Here is a 20,359-nt window from a genome sequence, read left to right as displayed (position 1 = left end):
TCAACAGTGTAGTAAAGGGGGTAAATGTGACAAACCTTTAGCGAAGCTTTGTAGCCGGCCGAGTAATACCCTCAATACATCCAACGGTTTTCGGAGCTCATCACCCTCGTTGATTATCATTTATGGAAACGCTTCCCCTCGTTACCTGCCTTATGCCAACCTTTAATCGACGGTCTTTTGTTCCGTATGCCATTAAGTATTTTTTGCGTCAGGGGTATTCAAATAAAGAATTGATTGTCATTGATGACGGTGAGGACTGTGTTGAAGACCTAATGCCGGCTTACGAAAACATTAAGTATGTTCGACTTACAACAAGAATAACCCTGGGCGCCAAATTAAATATGGGATGCAGCAGTGCATCAGGCAGCATTATAATGCATTGGGACGACGACGACTGGTATGCGCCGCATCGGATTGATTATCAAGTCTCACAGCTCAAAAAAAACCGCTCGGAGATTTGCGGAATTAACCAATTGATCTATCTTGATGTGAGATCTAATCGCGGTTTCGAGTATAAATATCCAACTAGCGAACCGAAATGGCTCTTGGGTAGCACGCTTTGTTACGAACGTAGTAGGTGGGCAAGGAACATGTTTAAAGAGATAAACGTAGGTATGGATGGGCTATTTGTCTGGAATACGCCACAAGAAAAAGTAACCGTTCTGGAAAATAAAAGCATGTCGGTACATCTCATTCATCACGACAACATAAGTCCCAAAGATACGCGAAATGAACGCTGGCATGATTACTCTTTGGCCAAGATTAAAAGCATCATGAAGGAAGATTTTGAGGAATACTTACCTACTGCCAATACCACGCTTCCGCGAAGAATGCTCACCTTAGAGCATGAATCGGTAGTTCCGCACACAAAAAAGCAAATAAAGAATATTTACGCTTGCTTGGTGCACGAACAATTAGATTGCGTGATAGATATGGTGCGCAACTTACATTTTAACGATCCAGATTCTACCATTCTTATTTTTAGTAGCACTGCAAGTTTAAGGTTAGAAAAATCGTCTTTTCCTTTTGATCAATTTGGAGCCGTTATTTATCCTCAAATTTTAACTGTTGAACACGGCTACCTCCATAATTTTGCGCTTACGTGCATGCAGTTTGCGCTAGAAAATTTTTCTTTTGATATTTTGACCATTGTAGATTCGGACCAGTTGAGTGTTCAACCCGGATATGCTGGTTTTATGGGGCAGTTTTTTTCTACGCAAAGCAATGTCGGGCTGCTCTCTAACCGGCCGGAACGCATTACAGAAAATTGTGTGGATGTTTTCACTTCCATCCAGGCGTTCAAAGAATACAACCTTTGGAAGCCTTTGCTCAAAACCTTTCCGAATGGCGAGGAAAAATTTGTGCACTGGTCTTTTTGGCCGTCTACCGTATTTACCTTCGAGGCAATTAAAGATCTGTTAACGCTTTTCGACACAAATAGGCTATTGAAAGACATTATGTGTCAGACTAAAATATGGGCAACTGAAGAGATTATCCTTCCCACATTGATTAGTTTATTGGGTTATGACATTAAGTTAAATCCTTGTGCCCATGATTTGGTGAATTATCGGAGAAACTACGAGATTCATGAATTAACCAAAGCGTTCGAAAATCCAAATGCATTTTGGGTGCATCCAATCAATAGGCGTTACGACGACGGGCTGCGGAAACATACCCGCAAAATGCTTAATGATTATCACAAGCCTGTGGCAGACGAAGAAACCGTTGAGATGGAGATGAACGTGTTGAATCCTAGAAAAGTGCTGGCCGACGTGCGGGAAATAGCAGGTTGGTTAAGTGATGCAGAAGCAGATTTGTTATTAGGATATTGCTTGAAAGCTTGCCAAAATTTTCCAGAAGCGGCAATTGTCGAAGTTGGAAGTTATCAAGGCAAGGCGACCATCGTGTTGGCTAGCGTAGCCGCCTCGGTCTCTACAAAAATAAAAGTGTACAGCATTGATCCGCACGATGGAATCTTAGGTTCCGCAGACCAAGGTTTACATCTTTTCGAGCCTACCCTAAATCAGTTTGAGGCCAATATAGAAAAGGCAAAACTTACTGGTGTTGTGATCTCTCTGGTAAATAATGCAAAAAACGTTTCTTGGTCGACGCCAATATCGCTCTTGCTAATAGATGGCTTGCATGATTATCTAAATATCTGCGATGATTTTACGCCCTTTTCGGCGCACATTGAAATAGGTGGTTTTTTAGCCTTTCACGATTATGCAGATTTCTTTCCTGATGTGATGGCTTTTGTAAATGAACTGACCGCTAAGAAAAGCTACATTAAATTACGACTTGCCCATTCGCTAATCGTTTTACAAAAAATAAGATAAATTTCATCATGCTCAACTCCAGTGTCGACTTACCCGTTTGGCTTTACTGGGAAGGAAATCTTCCGGAATGGATAAACAATTGTCAGCAAACGACTTTTGCCCATGCCGAAAATGTGCACCTGGTTAATCCTGCAATTTTTGAGGAAATGAGAGCAGAAGATATAGATATTAATCTTTCACAACTTCAGGTAGCGCACCGGGCAGACTTTATAAGGGCATTTTTGCTTTCCAAATTTGGAGGCCTTTGGATTGATTCTGATTGTTTGGTAATGAAGCCGCTACGGCCCCTGTTAGCGTTATTGCAACACAACGAGTTTATGGGGTATAGAGAACGCTCGGGAGAAGTAACCAACAATTTTATGGCTGCATCTATAGGAAGTAGTATCGCTAAAGATTATTACCTGCTGGTTTGCAAAATTCTGCGTGCCAAGCAGCCCATAGAATGGCTAACACTTGGATCTAAAGCATTGACCTATATCTTGGCACAAACACACAAGCCATGGCATGAGCTCGATGTGATGCAAATTCAACCAATATGTTGGAGCAACCCATCCGCTTTTTTCCAAAAAGGAAGTGAAAAAGAACATCAAGAAAAGCTGGCATCAGATGCGTATTGCTACATGCTTTCGGCCAACATGGTTAGAGGTTTTTGCGACCAAAACAACGGTGCAAATTTGTTGGATGAAGCTACATTCTATACCTATTTGTTAAAAATTTCCGAAAGAAATCGTAAACTTAGAACCACACTTGCATAACTCCTTCGAAAAGATGATCAATCTGGACGCCATAGCCTATAGAAAAAATACAGACGATGATCAGTGGGTAATACCAGAGGTAATTGATCAAGACATGTACCGCATCAGAACGAGCTTAATGCATTTAGAACCGGCAGCAAAGAGTTATGTAATAGATTGTGGGGCACATATTGGTGCATTCTCTATCATGTGTGCCACTTATTTTAAACGGGTAGAGATTATTTCTTTCGAGCCAAATCCAGACAGTTATAAGTATCTTAGAGAAAATGCAAGGACTTTCGGAAAGATTACTGCGCTCAATAAAGCGGTGTCTATCACTGATGAAAAGCTAAACCTTTATGCTCCGGATCAAAACGAGTGGAGCGGCCGATGGACAACCCTCCCAAACCAGAATAGATTTTTTACGGTAAACGCCGTAGGGCTATTTTCATTCATCAAAAGGCTAGACCATAACGTCTTCATCTTAAAGTTGGACATTGAGGGATACGAAGAGTTTTTGTTCGAGGCATCGTCCAGGCAAGATTTAGAAAAAATACAGACCATTATAGTAGAAACACATACTGCCGATTTTAACCATCAGAAATTAAGAGATTTTGGATATGAGTTGTTATTCAATCCCGATATTTCTGCAGCAAGGCAATTTGTTTACCTAAGAACCTAATTTTTTTTGCTTTAAAAGCATGTTGCGCACCACATTAGAATTTTTGGCCGACGAGTTAAACGCTTATTTAAAGCGCAAAGACCCTACAAATTTTGGCAATGACGATGTGGCGGTTATTTCTCAGTTGATGAATCCAGATGGCACGTTTGCAGTTTCGGCAGAAGGCGCTGATGTTTCGAAGATAATATTAACTCTGATCAATTTGGAGGAAGAACGAATTACCGATGTACAGAATATATACAAAAAGGTGGGCGAGCAGATTCAGGTAGTCAACCCACAAGTTAACCTAAATGTATACGTCGTTTTTTCTGCCTTCGGAAGTAATTATGGAACAACCTTACGTTTATTGTCTTATGTGATATCTTATTTTCAAGCAAATACCGTATTTACCGACGCGCTTTATCCGCAAATGAATGCTAAGGTGGAAGATGATAAGCCATGGCAGAAAATAGGAAGACTGCTGATTAACTTACATGCCACAACATTCGAGCAGCAAAACAATCTCTGGACGGCCATTGGCGCCAAGTATATGCCCAATGTCGTTTATAAGATCCGCACGATGAGTTTTGTAGATCTTGAGCCAAAAATGGAAGCCCCACCAATTACAGAAGTAACGATAAGCAATCGCTAAATTCATCCTTAGAAATTTGAGTTGTGATTAAAATTAAATATAAGGCACTTTTTACCCTAGACTTTCCGCACCCCTTTTACACCTCGGGAAAATGTAGAGATTTGGAAATTTTGCCGTCTGCAGGTTGTATTGCATTGATAAAGTCTTTGGGTCTGCATCTTCTGCCTAACGAATTTGGAGCTACTCTATACGGGAAGGTTAATGAAATTGACCTGATGAACAATGCCATACCAGAAGGAACAAAATTTAGTTTTTTGATAAAACTTAAGAATCATTCCTTCGAAAACATCAGCAACTTAAACCTTTCAAGACCAGCCGCCAACCGATACTATTTCAACAATTTAAAAATTAACCTTGCTGATGGTCAACCGCTTTTAGTGAGCGATGCGACTAGCAAAGTTGTTTCAGATTCCGACTCTATGGTTTTTGTAAGCAATAGTTTTTCATTTTCAGATACTAGTACTGCGGTAACGGAAACGGGAAAGATATTGTTTTTAGACAGCGGCGAAACATTGGAACAGACTTTAAAAAATGATCAAAATCGATTTAATTTCTCTTTCGATCTTAATAAAGCGAGTTGTGGCAGGGCAGTTTTTTCAGTCGGAGGAACAGAAAAGAAAACGTTTTTTTCGATTGCTGCTGAAGACTTACCCGACACATTTGGGGTTATAGAGATTTTTTTCAATACTAGCTTACCAACTGAAAATCAATTTCAACAGGCAGACCATTCCATCACTACAAAAAACTACCGCATCGCCTTTGCAAATAGAGCTACCACGTGGAGGTACATCATTACCAAAGCTTTTAACCAAAGTATTACGGGCGTTTTTGTGGCCAAAACTTCTGGCACAGCCATCAATTTTACCTCCGCTTCAGGAGCAATTTCCGGCAAGTTCATCGCAACCTCTAACAATGTGCTTCCGCTTACAGAAAAGTCAATAACAGGAATTACGCTGACAGACGAAAACGATAAAGTATTGGTAATGAGTTTGCCAAACCCACCAGTAAATTTAGTAAAAACAGAAGGTACGGATACCTTTTCTGATATTTTAATCACCATCTAAAAAAATAAACCATGGCAGATGTATTCAAAACCCCCGGGGTCTATATAAGGGAGATCCCATCTTTTCCACCATCGGTGGCAGAAGTAGAAACTGCGATTCCGGCTTTTATCGGCTACACCGAAAAAGCGACCTTTAATGGGGCGGATCTTACCTTAAAACCACAACGAATAAGTTCTTTGTTGGAATACGAGCAGCTCTTTGGCTTTGCGCAAAAGGAAGTTGCCATAACGGTAACCATTACTGACACAGCAGACGCCGGTAGTAACACCAGAACCATCGGGGTGACTAAGGATTTGGTAAGAAGCGCTAGGTTTAGGATGTATTATGGACTACAGATGTACTTTGCAAATGGGGGTGGCCCGTGCTACATCGCTTCAGTTGGTCCTTATCCCGCAGGTATTCCCTCGGATGCCAATGTATCTGCAGGAGCACTTGGCGATGGTTTGGCAGAAATAGCCAAGGTAGACGAGCCCACTTTACTGGTTTTTCCAGATGGGCCATCGCTTGATTCCTCTTCCTATTATTCACTTATTAACCTGGCTCTACAACAATGCTTGTTGTTACAAGATAGATTCACAATTATGGATGTGATTCAAGCAAGTAGCGCACCGAATAACATCAACGCATCAGCCGAGAATTTTAGGAATGCCACAACCTTGGGCAGCAATCTCGATTTGATGAAATACGGCGCTGCCTACTTTCCAAATTTGGAAACGACCCTTTCTTACCGATACGATGATGCCGATGTCAACTTGGTGTACATAAACGGAGGTGCCGATGAGACAAGTGACGCTGCGATAAGCCTTGCAACCATTTTAGATCCTCCAACAACGTTAAAAGCATCGATTAAAACTGGGTTGAATTTGCAAAAACCTGCACCGTCTGTTCCTTCGTCTCCACCAGAGCCACAGGCAGTTGCAGCAAACACAGAGTTGTATAATCAAATAAAGCTTCAGTTGCAGAAACTGAATATTGTGATGCCACCAGCTATGGCTGTAACAGGTATTTATGCCTCCGTAGATAGCGCCAGAGGGGTTTGGAAAGCTCCAGCAAATGTTTCACTCGCTTATGTAAACGCGGCGTCGCTAAAAATTTCAAGCGAAGATCAAATGTCCTTAAACGTTGACCCTACCTCGGGCAAATCCATCAATGCGATTAGGTATTTTACCGGCAAAGGAGTGATGGTTTGGGGTGCAAGGACATTGGCAGGAAACGACAACGAATGGCGCTACGTACCTGTGCGTAGGTTTTTCATTTTTGCGGAAGAGTCCATTAAAAAAGGCACAGAATGGGTAGTATTTGAGCCAAACGATGCGAATACTTGGGTTAGGGTAAGGGCAATGATAGAGAATTTCTTGATAAAACAATGGAGGGCTGGAGCACTCGCAGGTGCGAAACCGGAGCAGGCGTTCTTTGTGCGGGTTGGTTTAGGCACCACCATGACGGCACTAGACATTTTGGAAGGAAGAATGAACATAGAAATCGGGATGGCAGTTGTTCGGCCGGCAGAGTTTATAATCTTGAAATTTTCTCACAAACTGCAGGAATCTTAACTAAAACAATTAATCAATACTTTAAAACTAAAGAAAATGGCAAATTATCCACTACCAAAATTTCATTTCCAGGTTGATTGGGGAGGAACGAAGATTGGCTTTACAGAAGTAAGCGGATTAAATATAGAGAATAAATTAATCGAATATCGCGATGGCGCTTCACCAGAATACAGCAAAATTAAAATGCCCGGGATGAGAGAATTTAGCAACATCACCCTGAAGAGAGGCGTTTTTGCGGACGACAATGAGTTTTACCAATGGCTAAACACCATTAGTTTAAACACGGTAGAACGGAGAGACGTGGTGATAAAGTTACTTAACGAAGAGCATACGCCTGTGGTGACATGGAAAATAAAAAATGCTTTTCCGTTGAAAATACAAAGCACAGATCTAAAGGCCGATGGAAGTGAGGTCGCAATTGAGCAAATTGATTTGGCACACGAGGGACTTACCATCCAAAACGGCGATTAAGAAATACTAAGATGAGTTTAGTAAGTGGCATTATAGATGGACTGGTTTATCCTCCCGTTGGTTTTCATTTCATAGTGGTGTTTGAAATGTTTCCTCAAACTCCGCAAGACATCCGATTTCAGAGTGTTAGCGGATTAACTGCAAGTATCACTACTGAAGCGGTTGCTGAAGGAGGGGAAAACAGGTTTAAGCATCAATTTCCCGGCATTCCGCAGTACAACAAACTTATTTTAAAACGCGGTTTGTTTTTGGGATCATTTGTGAGTCATTGGTGCCGAGATTCCATCGAAAACTTTAATTTCCAACCAAAGAATATTCTTATTTCCTTATTAAACGACAGCCATATACCGCTAAATGTCTGGCATGTATTTAATGCTTATCCGACGAAATTAGAAATATCTGAATTTAATGCCGAACAAAACACACTGGTGGTCGAAACGTTAGAATTAACCTATCAATATTTTAAGCCAATTGGTTTAGACGATTTGATTGCGGGAGCTGTAGGCGCCGTAGGAGGAGCCATAAGTGGAGCAGTTTCCGGATCAATAAGTTTTTAGATTATGCCAATCATCATCAACGAAATAGAAATATCAGTCTCTGTATCAGATCGAGAGGAGGTTGCACAATCGCAGGTGGGACATAATTCTTCTAAAAGGGAAATTATTAAAGCTTGTGTGGAGCAGGTGATGGATTTGATCAAACAAAAAAACGAGCGATAGCAGATGAGCCTTTTGGATGTTTTGAACCCTTTGTTACCTGCTGACAAACTAAAAATTGAGTCTTGGGAAAAGATTGAGCGCGCAGGGGCATCTGAAAAGACATTTGCTGCTTTCATTAACCCGGATGAAATTACGCTGAATTACTCGGTTTTATTTGATGACAGTTCTGCCAATGGAAAAACAGGAAATGCCGGTACTTTTTTGGGCACTTCCCCTTTTGAGGTTACGTTGAAGTTTTTCTTGGATGGTACAAATTCCACAGGGGTTCCGCTCGATGTTAAAAAGAAAATTATCGAATTTTATGAAACCACTAGCTTTGATGGCGAAAGTCATAGAACCCGGTTTCTTAAAATATTATGGCCCGGCTTAGTATGGTATCGGGCAAACCAGTCGGCTTTTGATTGTGTTCTAAAGACTGCCAACATCCAATATAAGTTATTTGATAAGGATGGGAAACCCCTGCGTGCAGTCATTACCGCTACCTTTACAGAAAATAGAACTAAAGAGGAGATTGAGAAGGAAAACAACAAACATTCTGCCGATCTCACCCATGTAAGAGTTGTAAAAGAAGGAGATACGTTACCGGCGATGGTGTATAAAATTTACGGAGACGTCAAGTATTACCTCGAAGTAGCCAAAGTGAATAAACTCACTAATTTTAGGGATTTAATACCGGGTCAGAAATTGGTATTTCCGCCATTCGGGAAAAGTTGACAAAAAATTAAAATGGCAGTAACAGATGCAATTCCGACAGAAGTAGAGACGGTAGCCGAATTTAAAATTAGCGTAGAAGGTATTGAAATTCCCTATTCTATCCATCTTCAGGGAGCCTATGTGAGCAAAATAGTTAATAAAATCTCCTCGGCTATTTTGGTCATTCAAGATGGAGACGCTGCCAGTGGCCACTTTGCACTGACTGACGGAACGCTTTTTCTTCCGGGCAATCAAATTTCTATCGATGCTGGAGATGCAAACTCCAGTAAGAATATTTTTACTGGTATTGTCATTAAGCAATCCATCAAGATACGCGTTGGTATGGCATCGTTGCTTACAGTAGAGTGCAGGCACAAGGCTATAAAAACCACTCTTGGTAGAAACAATGCTTATTTCCACAACCTCTCTGATTCGGATATATTGGCCGAAATATTAAGTGATGCAGGGTTTGACGATTCAGATGTCGAATCAACCAGTTTCGTTCATAAGGAAATGGTACAATATAACTCCACCGATTGGGATTTTATGTTAAGCCGTGTCGAAGCCAACGGGAATGTAATCTTAACAAATAATGGAAGTGTTTTGATAAAAAAGCCTAAGGTTGAGGACGATATTAAACTTACTTTAGACTATGGGATCAACATTTTGGAGCTTGATGCAGAAATGGATAGCAGGAACCAATTTGCGTCTGTAGTGGCAAAGGCATGGAGCATGGCCGACCAAGAAATGGTTCAAACTACGGCCAATGCACCCGCTGCCTTAGAAGAACAAGGGACGCTTGTTGCCAGAGACCTTTCGGCTGTAGCCGGGCCCGAGGCGTCTTTTTTAAGCCACGGTGGCGCGTTAGATGCGCAAGAATTACAAAGCTGGGCAGATGCTGAACTATTAAAGTCCAGATTGTCAAAGATACGAGGCACGGTAAAAATTCAAGGCAACGCATCCATCGACCCTGGAGACGTTATAATGTTGAACGGCTTGGGAAGCCATTTTAATGGCAAAGCATTTGTAAGTGGCGTTCGCCAGGAATATAATGGTTCAATAGGTTGGAAAACCTACATCCAGTTTGGCAACAGCCCAAGATGGTTTTTAGAAGGGGAAGAAAATAAAGCTGTTGCGCCGAAAACAGGCGGATTACTTCCTGGCGTAAATGGCTTGCATACGGGATTGGTTACTGACAATGAAGATCCGGAGGGAGAAGATCGTGTTCGCGTTAAAATGCCATTTATAAATGCTGATGACGATGGAGTTTGGGCGAGAACGTCATTGGCTGACGCCGGAGACCAACGCGGCCTGTTTTTCCGCCCAGAGATTGGCGATGAGGTCGTACTTGGTTTTTTATACGATGACCCTCGTCAGCCTATTATTTTGGGCATGCTGCACAGCTCAAACAAGCCATCTCCCATAGCGCCAACCAACCATAATGATCAAAAGGGATATACTTCTAGGGAAAAATTAGCGATGATGTTTGATGATAAAATTAAAGAGACATCGTTCACGACGCCTGCCGGAAACAAATTATTTTTAAGTGATGATAAAAAGGGATTTAGTGTAGAAGACGAAAACGGAAGCAGAATCACTACGGATCCTTCTAACATTACCATCCAAGACAGCAATGGAAATATGATTCATATGGCCATTAATGCAGGTATACTAAACCTAAAGGCAATTACTAAAGTGGTGGTAGAAGCACCTCAAATAGAATTGGTAGATGGTGCAACTCATCCCTTAGTTTATGGTGATGCGTTGCTTAGCTACCTAAATCAATTGGTAAACATCTATGCCACACACATGCATCCTGGCGAAACAGCATTGGGTTTGCCGGTAACTCCGGCTCCGCCCGTTCCGCCAATGCCACCCGCTACACCAAGTTTGCTCTCTTTAAAAGTTAAAACAGGATAATATGGCATTAATTCCAGGTACCCCTTCGTCGCTTTCCGGAAGTATGGCAGAAGCCATTCAAGACGCCTTTAACAGCTATTATCCACAAATAATGGGAAAATCTGCTCCCGATGCGAATAAGCAAATGACCCTCTTGTGTTTGGCGATCGCCGAAGGAGTTATAAAGCATTTGAAAGCACATTCAGAAGCTTTCGAAATTAAGACTAGTTTGGACAACGGCAATACCTACAACGCGAAGGTAAGAATAGTCTAATCTTAAATAGGTTAGCATAATTTTTAAATCAAATATTTAACTGATGTGATTGTTTATATATTTTATTTAAATTGTTTAATATCAAATAATTGTTTTATATAATTAAGATTATAAAATCAGTATAAATGGAAGAGCAAATGAACATAGTTGAACGCTCTTTTTTGGGAACTGGTTGGAGTTTTCCTCCGACTTTTTCTAAAAGAACTAATGGGCTGTTACTCACTTCTGACGAAGAAGACATAAATAAAAGTTTAGAGATACTTTTATCGACCACCATCGGTGAGCGCTTTTTACAACCATTATACGGGTGTAATTTAGAGAATTATGTATTCGAAGCGATGAGTAGTTCTACCGAAACCAGTATTAAAATTACGGTTAAAACTGCTATTCTGTTATTTGAACCGAGAATAAAGCTGTTGATGGTGGATTTACTGGATGATTTTATCAGCGAGGGAAGGATCGATATATCTGTAAACTACGAAGTCATCAATACCAACAACCGTTTCAATTTGGTATATCCATTTTATCTTAACGAGGCCAATAACAAATCTGCATGAGCGCCAAAGCCATAGATTATAAGGTTATTTTAAAACGTGACGGTCAGACGCAGCAACAGCGCAAACCTGCATTGTTAGATCCGGCGAAAGTACTTGTTGATGAACGTACTAAGGCGGATTACTACAGTTTCGTTCAGCAGGTTGCCAAACAGGTAAAGTTTTATGAGGTTGATCCTGTAGCGGGAAAACTAATTAAAAACGGCACCTGGGAAAGTTTTTTTGAAATGCCGATCGAAGAAATCCAGAAAATGGCTGGTCAGGCATCCTTGCCTGCTCATCTAAGTTTATGGAATGCGTTTATTGAGCTTATGGATAAACCAAAAACGCTGATGAACAATCTAAGCAAGCGCCATTTAGATTTTTATTATCATGAAGTTTTAAGGCTCAACAACAAGCCGGCCAAAGCAGATCAGGCACATGTATTTTTTGAACTTAAGAAAAACACAGAAAACACACTACTTACAGCTGGTGCGAAGCTTTTGGCAGGAAAAGACGATGCGAAGAAGGAAATCATTTATCAACTACAAGACGCTATTATTGTCAACCATTCTAAAGTTTCCCAATTAAAGTCTATTTATGCCAATCCGAATAATGGCAACGCTATTTTTCAAGCCCCAATTGCCAATTCTAAAGATGGCTTGGGAGCTGCTTTAGACCCTGCCAATCCAAAATGGAGTGGTTTCGGCAATGGAAATATGCCTCTGGCGCAGGTAGGTTTTTGCTTAGCCAGTGCGGCGCTAAAAATGAAAGAAGGAAATCGAACAATAACGGTTTACCTTAGTCTAAGGGGTTTGAGAGCCGCCGCGAAGAATGCCTTGCTCACGAGCAATCTTTTTAATATTAGCATAACAGGGGAGAAGGGATGGATTGGTCCGAAACTTACCTCAGCCACAATCACATCGGCTGACAATTTAAATTATTCACTAAAATTTTCATGTACGATTGGGAAGGATGAACCTGCTGTAATTGGTTATGATGGTCCTACCCATAGCGGGAATTTCGAAACCGTAAATCCTATACTTCAAGTGCTGCTGAATAATGAAAAATCGGATTTTGGTTATAGGGATTTGCTGCAAGCAGAACTGATCGATGCAATGATTGAAGTAGAAGTGAAAGGCATTCAATCGCTGGGTTTAGAAAATGATTTTGGTACGCTAAACCCGAAAAAGCCATTTTTGCCATTTGGCCCTTTAGCAGAAGAGAATTCCAATTTCTACGTGTTAAACGATGAAACATTTTCCAAGAGACTCAAAAGCTTCTCGCTGGATGTAAACTGGAAAAATATTCCGTCAGGGAATTTAAAAGCATATTTCACCAATTACAATAACACTAACATTGATAATGCCTATTTTACGGCTTCAGCATCTTTCAAAGATGGTTTTTCGTGGAATAAAAGCTATCAATCGATAAAATTATTTAACGATAGTAACGCACAGCTGCAAACTACCTGGGGCTTTGAGAACCCAGATTATGCCGTGCTTTTTCCTGTGTACATTTTCGCAAAGGTTTACGCGCCATTTTACGTAAATCCCGGACAATCTGTTGCGCAGACAGAAAGCGTTAAAATGTCTTTTTTGGTACCCGGATTTTCGACAGTACAACAAAAGGCAAACATCCTGAAGGCTAAAAGAGCCAGTACTTTCGAGCTTTACCAACCCAAATTGCAACTCATTTTAAACCTTTACAGAGAAATTCGCAAGGGGCAATTACAGCTTACCTTAAATCGTAGTTTTTTATTTAAAGATTATAGAGAAAAGTATACGGCTGAGATCTTAAGGTACAGTTTAAATGGTGGGTTACTTAAAGTTCCTGCAGAACCATTTGCTCCCGAAATACAAAGTATTTCTCTCAATTACAAGGCGATCACTGCTAAAATCAACTTTAATCGAACTTCTTTAAATGACTACATAGATCAGGAAATTGAGTTCTTTCAATACGGAGCATTTGGTCAAGCGCGAGAACATGCTTACACCAGAAGCCGACAAACTTTTTTAACCAATGGGTCAATAAAACTTTTACCACAATATACTGCAGAGGGAGAACTTTTAATAGGTTTGAGCGATTTGAAGGCACAAGATACCGCAAGTATTTTATTTCAGGTGGTTGAAGGAAGTGCGAACCCCGAGAAGTCAAAAATAAACGTAGAATGGGCAGTACTTTGCGATAATTACTGGAAAGTACTTAGCCAAGATGATTTGGTGTTTGATACCACAAACGGATTATTAACAAGTGGTATTGTTAAAATAATTGTTCCTAAAGAAGCGACGACAAGCAACACACTACTCCCTGTTGATTTTCTGTGGGTTAAGGCTTCGGTCAAAAAAGATACAGATAGTGTTTGTAATTTAATAGATGTACAGGCAAATGCGGCTGCGGTTGTTTTCTATGATCAAGGAAATGATCCAAGCAGGCTGCTCAAAGTGCTTCCTGCAAACAGCATTAGCAAACTTCAGCTTGGACTTGCCCAAATTAAAAAAATTACACAACCCTATGCTTCTTTTGGAGGCGCTGTTGCAGAAGAAGATGCATCATACTATACGCGTGTGAGTGAACGTTTACGCCACAAGGAACGGGCAATTGCCATTTGGGATTATGAGCGACTTATTTTAGCGCATTTTTCAAAAATCCATAAAGTCAAATGCATCAACCATGCAAATAGAGATTCTTTTTATGCGCCGGGAAATACCCTTATTGTGGTTGTGCCAGATTTGACCAATCAAAATGCGACTGATTTATTTAAGCCAAAAGTTGATAAAAATACACTCGAAGAAGTGAAAGTTTTGCTAAGCAATCACGCTTCGGCATGGGTTAATTTCGATGTGGTTAATCCAACCTACGAAGCCGTAAAAATAGCAGTTGCACTAAAGCTGAAAAAAGGCTACGAATTTAATTATTATCAGAACGTGATGAATTTAAAACTTCAAGAGTTTTTATCTCCATGGATAAATAACGGAAACAGTGACCTATATTTTGGTGGGAAAATTACGAAATCGATGGTGATTAAGTTTTTAGAAGATTTAGAATATGTTGATTATTTAATCAGTTTATCACTTTTTAAATGCTCGCTTAACACCATGGAGTTTGGTCCGAATGTAGAAGTTGCCGAGGCATCCAATCCTGCATCAATACTCGTTTCCTATCCAACGCATTCTATAACAACAGAAGCGCCAAAAACTTCGTTTACTGTTATGAAATCTACAAAATATTTAGGTCAACTATTAACCAAAGCCTAACAAATGTCTGAGTCATTAACAATTTCTTCAAAAAAACCAGAAAATGATGCGCTTGACTATGAAGCGCTTCGGACCGCAGGTATAGAAATTATTGAACAAACAGGGTCTAATAACTGGACGGATTACAATGTTCATGATCCTGGTATTGCCATTTTAGAATTGTTATGTTATACACTAACTGATTTCAGCTATCGGGCAAGTAACAGCATTCCCGATTTGCTTGCAACCCCCAAAAATGCTAAAGAAAACATTTTAAAGCAGTTTTTTTCGGCAGCAAAAATATTTCCCAACAAAGCGACAACCATAAATGACTTCCGAAAAATCATTATTGATGTTAAAGGTGTTAAAAATGCTTGGCTTCAAAAGCGACACATCGAAATTTATGCAGACGTCACTCGCAAAAAACTTCAAATAAGTGAGCCTGCAACTGCTAGATGGACAATAGTCGACGTATCAGGATATTATGATGTGTTGATAGAGTTCGATTTGACAGTGGTTGAAGCTAATAAAAATCAAATAAGGCAAATGGTACGCGCCGTTTTGGCAGACAATAGAAATCTTTGTGAGGATTTTTTGAATGTCGCTGAAATTGAAAGACAAGATTTCCGTCTTTGCACCGAAATTGAATTAGATCCAAATGCAGATCCTTTTGATGCAGTGGCACAAATGTTTTTTAACATTCAGAATTACCTGACCCCAATTATCAAATTCTATGCGCTAAAACAACTGATTGAGGAAGGTTATACTGCCGATGTGATCTTTGAAGGGCCATTGCTTAACCATGGCTTTATTAAAGAAGAAGAGCTATTTAATACCGATTTAAAGGGCGAAATTCATCTATCGGACATTATGCAACAAATGCTCGACGTGCCGGGTATAGAAAATATTCTAGACATTGTCTTTAACGCAGCCGATCAAACGCAAGCACTTGCCAACAAATGGGTTATTGCGGTGGCAAGCGGTAGGCAACCAGTGGTTAATATTCTCGCGTCTAATATACTGGTTTATAAAAATGGAATTCCGTTACGGCCCGATATGAACATCATTGAACAGAGGTTTTCTCGATTGATGGACAATTATTTGAATGTAAACGAGGCTGTCCAAACAGATGACATTACTTTTCCTGTTGGTGCTTTTAGAGATGTAGGAAACTACTATTCCATTCAAAATCATTTTCCAAAAAATTATGGTGTGAGCCATTGGGGTTTGCCGCAAAATGCATCTGCCGAGAGAGTTGCCCAGGCGAAACAGTTACAGGCTTACTTGTATTTTTTCGATCAGCATTTACAGAATTCTTTCTCGCAACTTGCAAATCTGGGCAATCTCTTTTCTACAGATGTACAGCACAATACCTATTTTGCAAGTGCGGTTGAAAGTTTTGTTGGCGCTAAAGACATCTTTCTAGATTCTGCAAGCATTGATGAAAAAGTAAGCATTGCCGTAGAAGACCGCGCGACTTTTTACAGACGCCGCAACCTGTTTTTAGACCATTTGCTGGCTCGGTTTTCTGAGTCGTTTTCGGAATATGTGAATGTGCTTTATTCTGGTTTTACCTCCAATCCAAAAGAGGTGATTATTCCTTCTGCGGTAAGTCCGGAGGAGATTGTCTTCGATAAAGCCAATTTCCTAAAAAACTATCCACAGTACAGTTCAAATAGATTTTGCGCTTACAATTATGGCCAAAAAGACGAAACCTGGGACACCGGCAATGTGAGTGGCCTCGAAAAAAGACTTGAGGCTTTGCTGGGAATCGAAAATTTGAATAGACGAGATTTGGTAAATCTCCAAACCGAAATTCTTCAAGATTTAAATTCTTCTGGAAATCCTCAGTATTGGTATACCATCAAAGAGTATAGAAGTGGCATGATTTTGCTGCAGGGAACTGAGAAATTTCCAAGCCAAGAAGCAGCTGGTTTTGCCCTGGATAAAACCCTCAGTCTCCTCTATCAAACAGAAAACTTTTATGTTGTGGCGAATGGAGATGGTACTTTTTCTTTCCAGGTGCGCAACGGGGATAACCTAACCGGCAGCAGCGCTCAACTTTACTCCACTATGGCGCACGCAAGCTTAGATCAGCAGAAATTAATTGAGCTCGTAACCAAGAAGAGGGCAGAGGAAGGCTTATTTTTGGTTGAACATATGTTGCTTTTACCTCCACAAACCATAACAATGGCTACCAGTGGTTCAGAAGCTGGAGAAGGTTCTGTAGAAGGGTTTTTGCCTATATGTGTGGACGATGGTTGTAGAAATTGTATGGATACTGATCCATATTCATTTAGAATCAGCGTCGTTCTGCCAGCCTACGCACCTCGTTTTTTAAATATTGCATTTAGACAATATGCGGAGCGCACCATCAGAATGGAGGCTCCTGCACACACTTTTGTAAAGATATGTTGGGTTGGAAACGAACAACTTATCAACTTTCAAAATGCTTATAAACACTGGCTCGATGTAAAGTCTGTGAAAGTAGCAGACGAGGGCAACACGAGATTGCTCGAGTTTGTAACTATTTTAACCTCCTTAAAATCAATTTATCCAGTAGCAAAGCTAGAGGATTGCAGCAGTAACGAAGAACGAACACTGTTTATGCTCAATCAAAATGCACTGGGAACTCTAAAAACATAACCATTATGGGAAACGTGCTTAACCAAATTAGTAAAGACAACACGCGTTTTACTATTTTCGAAAACGACCAGGTACTAACGGCAGATCAGCTGAACGATTTGTTTAACTACCTTGATGTGCAAACAAAATTGACGCGGACCAAAGCAATTGGAGTTGGTATTGTTTATGGGCTGGAAATTGGGATGGTAGACAACAGCCATTTGGTACTTTCTAGCGGCACGGCCATTACAACAGATGGCGATTTGCTTGTTTTTGATAACGACCAAGAATTTGATCAGTTCGAGGTGTTTGAAGATTTGAACGCAAAATATCCTTATTTTTTAAATGATAGTGAGCAGATCCTACCTATGTTTCAGCTTATTGATAGTAGGCAAGTGGGCGCGCCTATTGGAAAAGATCTTGCCTCATTAGAAACAAATACCGGTACTTTATTGCAAGATTACATCGGAATTTTATATTTGGAATCGTACAATAACGATCCCGATTTATGCACTGGGGAGGATTGTGACAATAAGGGTGTTACTGCAATGAAAGAATTGAAAGTATTGCTTATACACAAAAACAACATTGGTGCTTTGCCTCAAAGCCTACCAAAATCAAATACAGACTATTTCTCCATCGAAGATTTGAACATCCCACGTGTATTGGTCAATACAGATTTAGATACGTATGCAGAACTCAATGGTTCTTTCCACAATGCGCTATCAATAAGGGCTGATCTAGAAACAAAACTGAACAAAGCCTATCAAGTATGTAAGCCTATTGTGGACCAAGATTTTCCAAATGGCGATCCAACCGCTGCATGGGTAAATTTGTTTAAGGCTCAATTCGATGTGGATAACGGTTTTTATAGTCAGTATTTATTTGATTATGTGAGAGATTTGGGTTATGCCTATAATGAGTTAAAGGAGAGCTTGTTTGTAGATGATATGCTTGCCGATCCTGAGGTAGACCTTTTCCCAAAGCACGTTTTATTGGGTTCAGTAAGAGAAGCAAAATTGACGCGTCCGATTCTTGTAAGTCCTAACGGTATCAATATTTCGCCCACGTTAGCCGTTCCATTAACAGATGTTGCTCCAACAAAAAGTTTATTAAATGCCAGTTTTCTTAAAATGAGCACGCTGCGATTTAATTTTAAGCTATTGACACAGAGGTTTACTAAAGTTGATGTTGCTTTAGAATATCGGCATCATTTTTACGAATCGCCTATTTTGAATAACAACAATGATGCAGATAAAGTGACGAGATTTAATTTTATGCGCATTCATTGTATGGTTACAAATTTCAAAGTGCCTACCTCCGATAATCTGCGAAATGTTAGCGTAGGTTTAAAAATAACACCAAGTCTTTTTGAAGATGCCCCTTTGGGTCAGCGGAGTATCCCCTTTTACTATGCTTTTGACGCCAACTTTCCGGTAAACCTTTATTGGAATTTTGAGGCGAACAAACGTCGAAAAGAGAACCAACTGCTTTCTTACAATGCGTTTGCCTATACTAAGGATGGTTCGGTGCTTACGCCTTTTAATTATAACATTTTAAAATATAACTTTTTCAGGGTAGAGGGACATATAGGATTTATATTGTCTGATGTTGAGGCAGCTTTGAATAAAATTATTCTAGACAATAATTTACCAATTAACATCATTTCTGTCCAGGTAGAAAAGAAAATAGAAACCATCCCACCAAGACCATGGTTTTTTCCGCACTTGTATATGTATGAGAAATCTATCAAAAGTACTTTTTTCGATAGGATGGATGATGCCGATTCGGTCAATGACGACTTGGTAAAAGTTACTGATGCCACAACAACCAACATTCCGGCATCAGAATTTAAGACTGCTCGGCAAAACGTGTACGACAACGCGGTAGATATTGGCGATGCCAAATTTGATTATGGAAAATATCGCTCTGCGGTAACAAATATCATGACGGCGGCGAGCAATGTAAAAGCCCAAACCAAACAATTTACTTTTTCGAATACAGCAATTCCACATGATTTTATTTTGAATTCAGATTTACTAAGGAAAACCGACGTAATTTCCGGCATCTACCAAGATACCATCATCAAAAAGAAAACAGGGTTGATGTTGGGCAATTTTATGAAGGAAAACCCTGGTTTAGAGCATGCTGGTGGTGTTTTGCGTGGTGGAACCTTTGTTTTAGTTTACACTGCCGACGACAAAAAAGTTGTTGCCGACTTCATGCTTCCATACGCCAGTATAGACAAAGATGTTATAGTTAATCCGCCAATATATACGCCCCTACCTTTTCCGTTACCGCCAAATACCCCAAAAATCCCGCTATTTCCTATTGATCGTGTTTTTGAGCCTATTCCGACTTATCTGACAAAATTCGACTCTAAGCTCGTCTCTTATATAAAGGATACCGATTTAGACAGCAAGATAAACGTGAAAGTTGCCCAGGGAATTGATGATGGGCTTAAAGTTGTAAATAGTAAATTAGATGGATTCAATACGCGTTTAAATGACAATTCCGATTTGTTTTCTAAAGTACTCGTGCCTAGTAAAATTACGGTTCCGGGTGTAAAAGGTTTGGGTATTTTAGACCAGATGAGCGCTTTGAAGGACGCTCAAGATAAATTACAATTGGTTGCAGTAGGCACCCCCGAAAGAGTAAATGCGGAACAAGAATACTTAAAAAATGCGGGAGTGGTAGTCGATGCGCTCTCTAAACCAGAGATTGCAAACGATGCGGCTAATTCTCTGGAAGTAGGAGCTGCTTTATCTCAAGTTCAAGCTGGTTTTGGTTTGATAAGCGATGCGAGCGTAAAATTAACTGCTGCTAAAACACTAGACAAGGCCAATGTGGTGGTTAGGGGATTAAAGTTTAATCGCTAGGGCGTGGATGATGATATTGTTATCAGACAC

Annotated in this window: 16 protein-coding genes; all 16 read left to right on the top strand. The window is 40.2% G+C overall.

The window, feature by feature from the left end; genetic code table 11:
- Nucleotides 1-122 precede the first annotated feature (122 nt).
- The 16 genes from ACVWYG_RS00425 (at nt 123) to ACVWYG_RS00350 (ending at nt 20,329) form a co-directional block, all read left to right on the top strand.
- Nucleotides 123-2,336, top strand: coding sequence for a glycosyltransferase (locus ACVWYG_RS00425; RefSeq protein WP_457268146.1), 2,214 nt, complete (start codon nt 123-125; stop codon nt 2,334-2,336).
- Nucleotides 2,337-2,344: 8 nt separating this feature from the next.
- Nucleotides 2,345-3,091 (top strand): capsular polysaccharide synthesis protein, encoded by a 747-nt coding sequence (locus ACVWYG_RS00420; protein WP_457268145.1) that lies wholly within the window; start codon nt 2,345-2,347, stop codon nt 3,089-3,091.
- Between the two features lie 13 nt (nt 3,092-3,104).
- Nucleotides 3,105-3,752, top strand: a complete 648-nt coding sequence (locus ACVWYG_RS00415) for an FkbM family methyltransferase (RefSeq protein ID WP_457268144.1) — start codon at nt 3,105-3,107, stop codon at nt 3,750-3,752.
- 19 nt (nt 3,753-3,771) lie between these two features.
- Nucleotides 3,772-4,383, top strand: a complete 612-nt coding sequence (locus ACVWYG_RS00410; RefSeq protein WP_457268143.1) for a DUF4255 domain-containing protein — start codon at nt 3,772-3,774, stop codon at nt 4,381-4,383.
- Nucleotides 4,384-4,406: 23 nt separating this feature from the next.
- Nucleotides 4,407-5,447: a hypothetical protein gene (locus ACVWYG_RS00405; protein WP_457268142.1), complete on the top strand. Its 1,041-nt coding sequence runs from the start codon at nt 4,407-4,409 to the stop codon at nt 5,445-5,447.
- Between the two features lie 11 nt (nt 5,448-5,458).
- Complete coding sequence (locus ACVWYG_RS00400) at nt 5,459-7,000, top strand: phage tail sheath family protein (protein WP_457268141.1); 1,542 nt, start codon at nt 5,459-5,461, stop codon at nt 6,998-7,000.
- 36 nt (nt 7,001-7,036) lie between these two features.
- Entirely contained in the window at nt 7,037-7,471 is a 435-nt protein-coding gene (locus ACVWYG_RS00395; RefSeq protein ID WP_457268140.1) for a phage tail protein, read from the top strand.
- An 11-nt stretch (nt 7,472-7,482) separates the two neighbouring features.
- A complete protein-coding gene (locus ACVWYG_RS00390; RefSeq protein WP_457268139.1) occupies nt 7,483-8,028 on the top strand; it encodes a phage tail protein in 546 nt (181 codons plus the stop codon).
- Between the two features lie 3 nt (nt 8,029-8,031).
- Entirely contained in the window at nt 8,032-8,190 is a 159-nt protein-coding gene (locus ACVWYG_RS00385) for a DUF5908 family protein (protein WP_457268138.1), read from the top strand.
- A gap of 3 nt (nt 8,191-8,193) precedes the next feature.
- Nucleotides 8,194-8,904, top strand: a complete 711-nt coding sequence (locus ACVWYG_RS00380) for a CIS tube protein (RefSeq protein ID WP_457268137.1) — start codon at nt 8,194-8,196, stop codon at nt 8,902-8,904.
- 12 nt (nt 8,905-8,916) lie between these two features.
- On the top strand, nt 8,917-10,803 hold the full coding sequence (gene vgrG / locus ACVWYG_RS00375) for a type VI secretion system tip protein VgrG (RefSeq protein WP_457268136.1): 1,887 nt from the start codon (nt 8,917-8,919) through the stop codon (nt 10,801-10,803).
- A 1-nt stretch (nt 10,804) separates the two neighbouring features.
- On the top strand, nt 10,805-11,056 hold the full coding sequence (locus tag ACVWYG_RS00370; protein ID WP_457268135.1) for a hypothetical protein: 252 nt from the start codon (nt 10,805-10,807) through the stop codon (nt 11,054-11,056).
- Between the two features lie 125 nt (nt 11,057-11,181).
- Nucleotides 11,182-11,613: a GPW/gp25 family protein gene (locus ACVWYG_RS00365; protein ID WP_457268134.1), complete on the top strand. Its 432-nt coding sequence runs from the start codon at nt 11,182-11,184 to the stop codon at nt 11,611-11,613.
- A complete protein-coding gene (locus ACVWYG_RS00360) occupies nt 11,610-14,846 on the top strand; it encodes a baseplate J/gp47 family protein (RefSeq protein WP_457268133.1) in 3,237 nt (1,078 codons plus the stop codon). The genes ACVWYG_RS00365 and ACVWYG_RS00360 overlap by 4 nt, the downstream gene beginning before the upstream one ends.
- Before the next feature lie 3 nt (nt 14,847-14,849).
- Entirely contained in the window at nt 14,850-17,471 is a 2,622-nt protein-coding gene (locus ACVWYG_RS00355) for a hypothetical protein (RefSeq protein WP_457268132.1), read from the top strand.
- 5 nt (nt 17,472-17,476) lie between these two features.
- On the top strand, nt 17,477-20,329 hold the full coding sequence (locus tag ACVWYG_RS00350; RefSeq protein ID WP_457268131.1) for a hypothetical protein: 2,853 nt from the start codon (nt 17,477-17,479) through the stop codon (nt 20,327-20,329).
- Nucleotides 20,330-20,359: the final 30 nt, after the last annotated feature.

Source organism: Pedobacter sp. UYEF25, assembly GCF_054061655.1.
Note: the sequence above shows the minus strand (reverse complement) of the source record. Positions and strands in the feature narration are given on the sequence as shown.

Excerpts from the sequence above, each read along its gene's own strand:
- ACVWYG_RS00350 (WP_457268131.1), top strand. The coding sequence starts at position 17,477 with ATGGGAAACGTGCTTAACCAAATTAGTAAAGACAACACGCGTTTTACT.
- ACVWYG_RS00370 (WP_457268135.1), top strand. The coding sequence starts at position 10,805 with ATGGCATTAATTCCAGGTACCCCTTCGTCGCTTTCCGGAAGTATGGCA.
- ACVWYG_RS00390 (WP_457268139.1), top strand. The coding sequence starts at position 7,483 with ATGAGTTTAGTAAGTGGCATTATAGATGGACTGGTTTATCCTCCCGTT.
- ACVWYG_RS00400 (WP_457268141.1), top strand. The coding sequence starts at position 5,459 with ATGGCAGATGTATTCAAAACCCCCGGGGTCTATATAAGGGAGATCCCA.
- ACVWYG_RS00415 (WP_457268144.1), top strand. The coding sequence starts at position 3,105 with ATGATCAATCTGGACGCCATAGCCTATAGAAAAAATACAGACGATGAT.
- ACVWYG_RS00355 (WP_457268132.1), top strand. The coding sequence starts at position 14,850 with ATGTCTGAGTCATTAACAATTTCTTCAAAAAAACCAGAAAATGATGCG.
- vgrG (WP_457268136.1), top strand. The coding sequence starts at position 8,917 with ATGGCAGTAACAGATGCAATTCCGACAGAAGTAGAGACGGTAGCCGAA.
- ACVWYG_RS00365 (WP_457268134.1), top strand. The coding sequence starts at position 11,182 with ATGGAAGAGCAAATGAACATAGTTGAACGCTCTTTTTTGGGAACTGGT.
- ACVWYG_RS00420 (WP_457268145.1), top strand. The coding sequence starts at position 2,345 with ATGCTCAACTCCAGTGTCGACTTACCCGTTTGGCTTTACTGGGAAGGA.
- ACVWYG_RS00360 (WP_457268133.1), top strand. The coding sequence starts at position 11,610 with ATGAGCGCCAAAGCCATAGATTATAAGGTTATTTTAAAACGTGACGGT.
- ACVWYG_RS00385 (WP_457268138.1), top strand. The coding sequence starts at position 8,032 with ATGCCAATCATCATCAACGAAATAGAAATATCAGTCTCTGTATCAGAT.
- ACVWYG_RS00425 (WP_457268146.1), top strand. The coding sequence starts at position 123 with ATGGAAACGCTTCCCCTCGTTACCTGCCTTATGCCAACCTTTAATCGA.
- ACVWYG_RS00395 (WP_457268140.1), top strand. The coding sequence starts at position 7,037 with ATGGCAAATTATCCACTACCAAAATTTCATTTCCAGGTTGATTGGGGA.
- ACVWYG_RS00380 (WP_457268137.1), top strand. The coding sequence starts at position 8,194 with ATGAGCCTTTTGGATGTTTTGAACCCTTTGTTACCTGCTGACAAACTA.
- ACVWYG_RS00410 (WP_457268143.1), top strand. The coding sequence starts at position 3,772 with ATGTTGCGCACCACATTAGAATTTTTGGCCGACGAGTTAAACGCTTAT.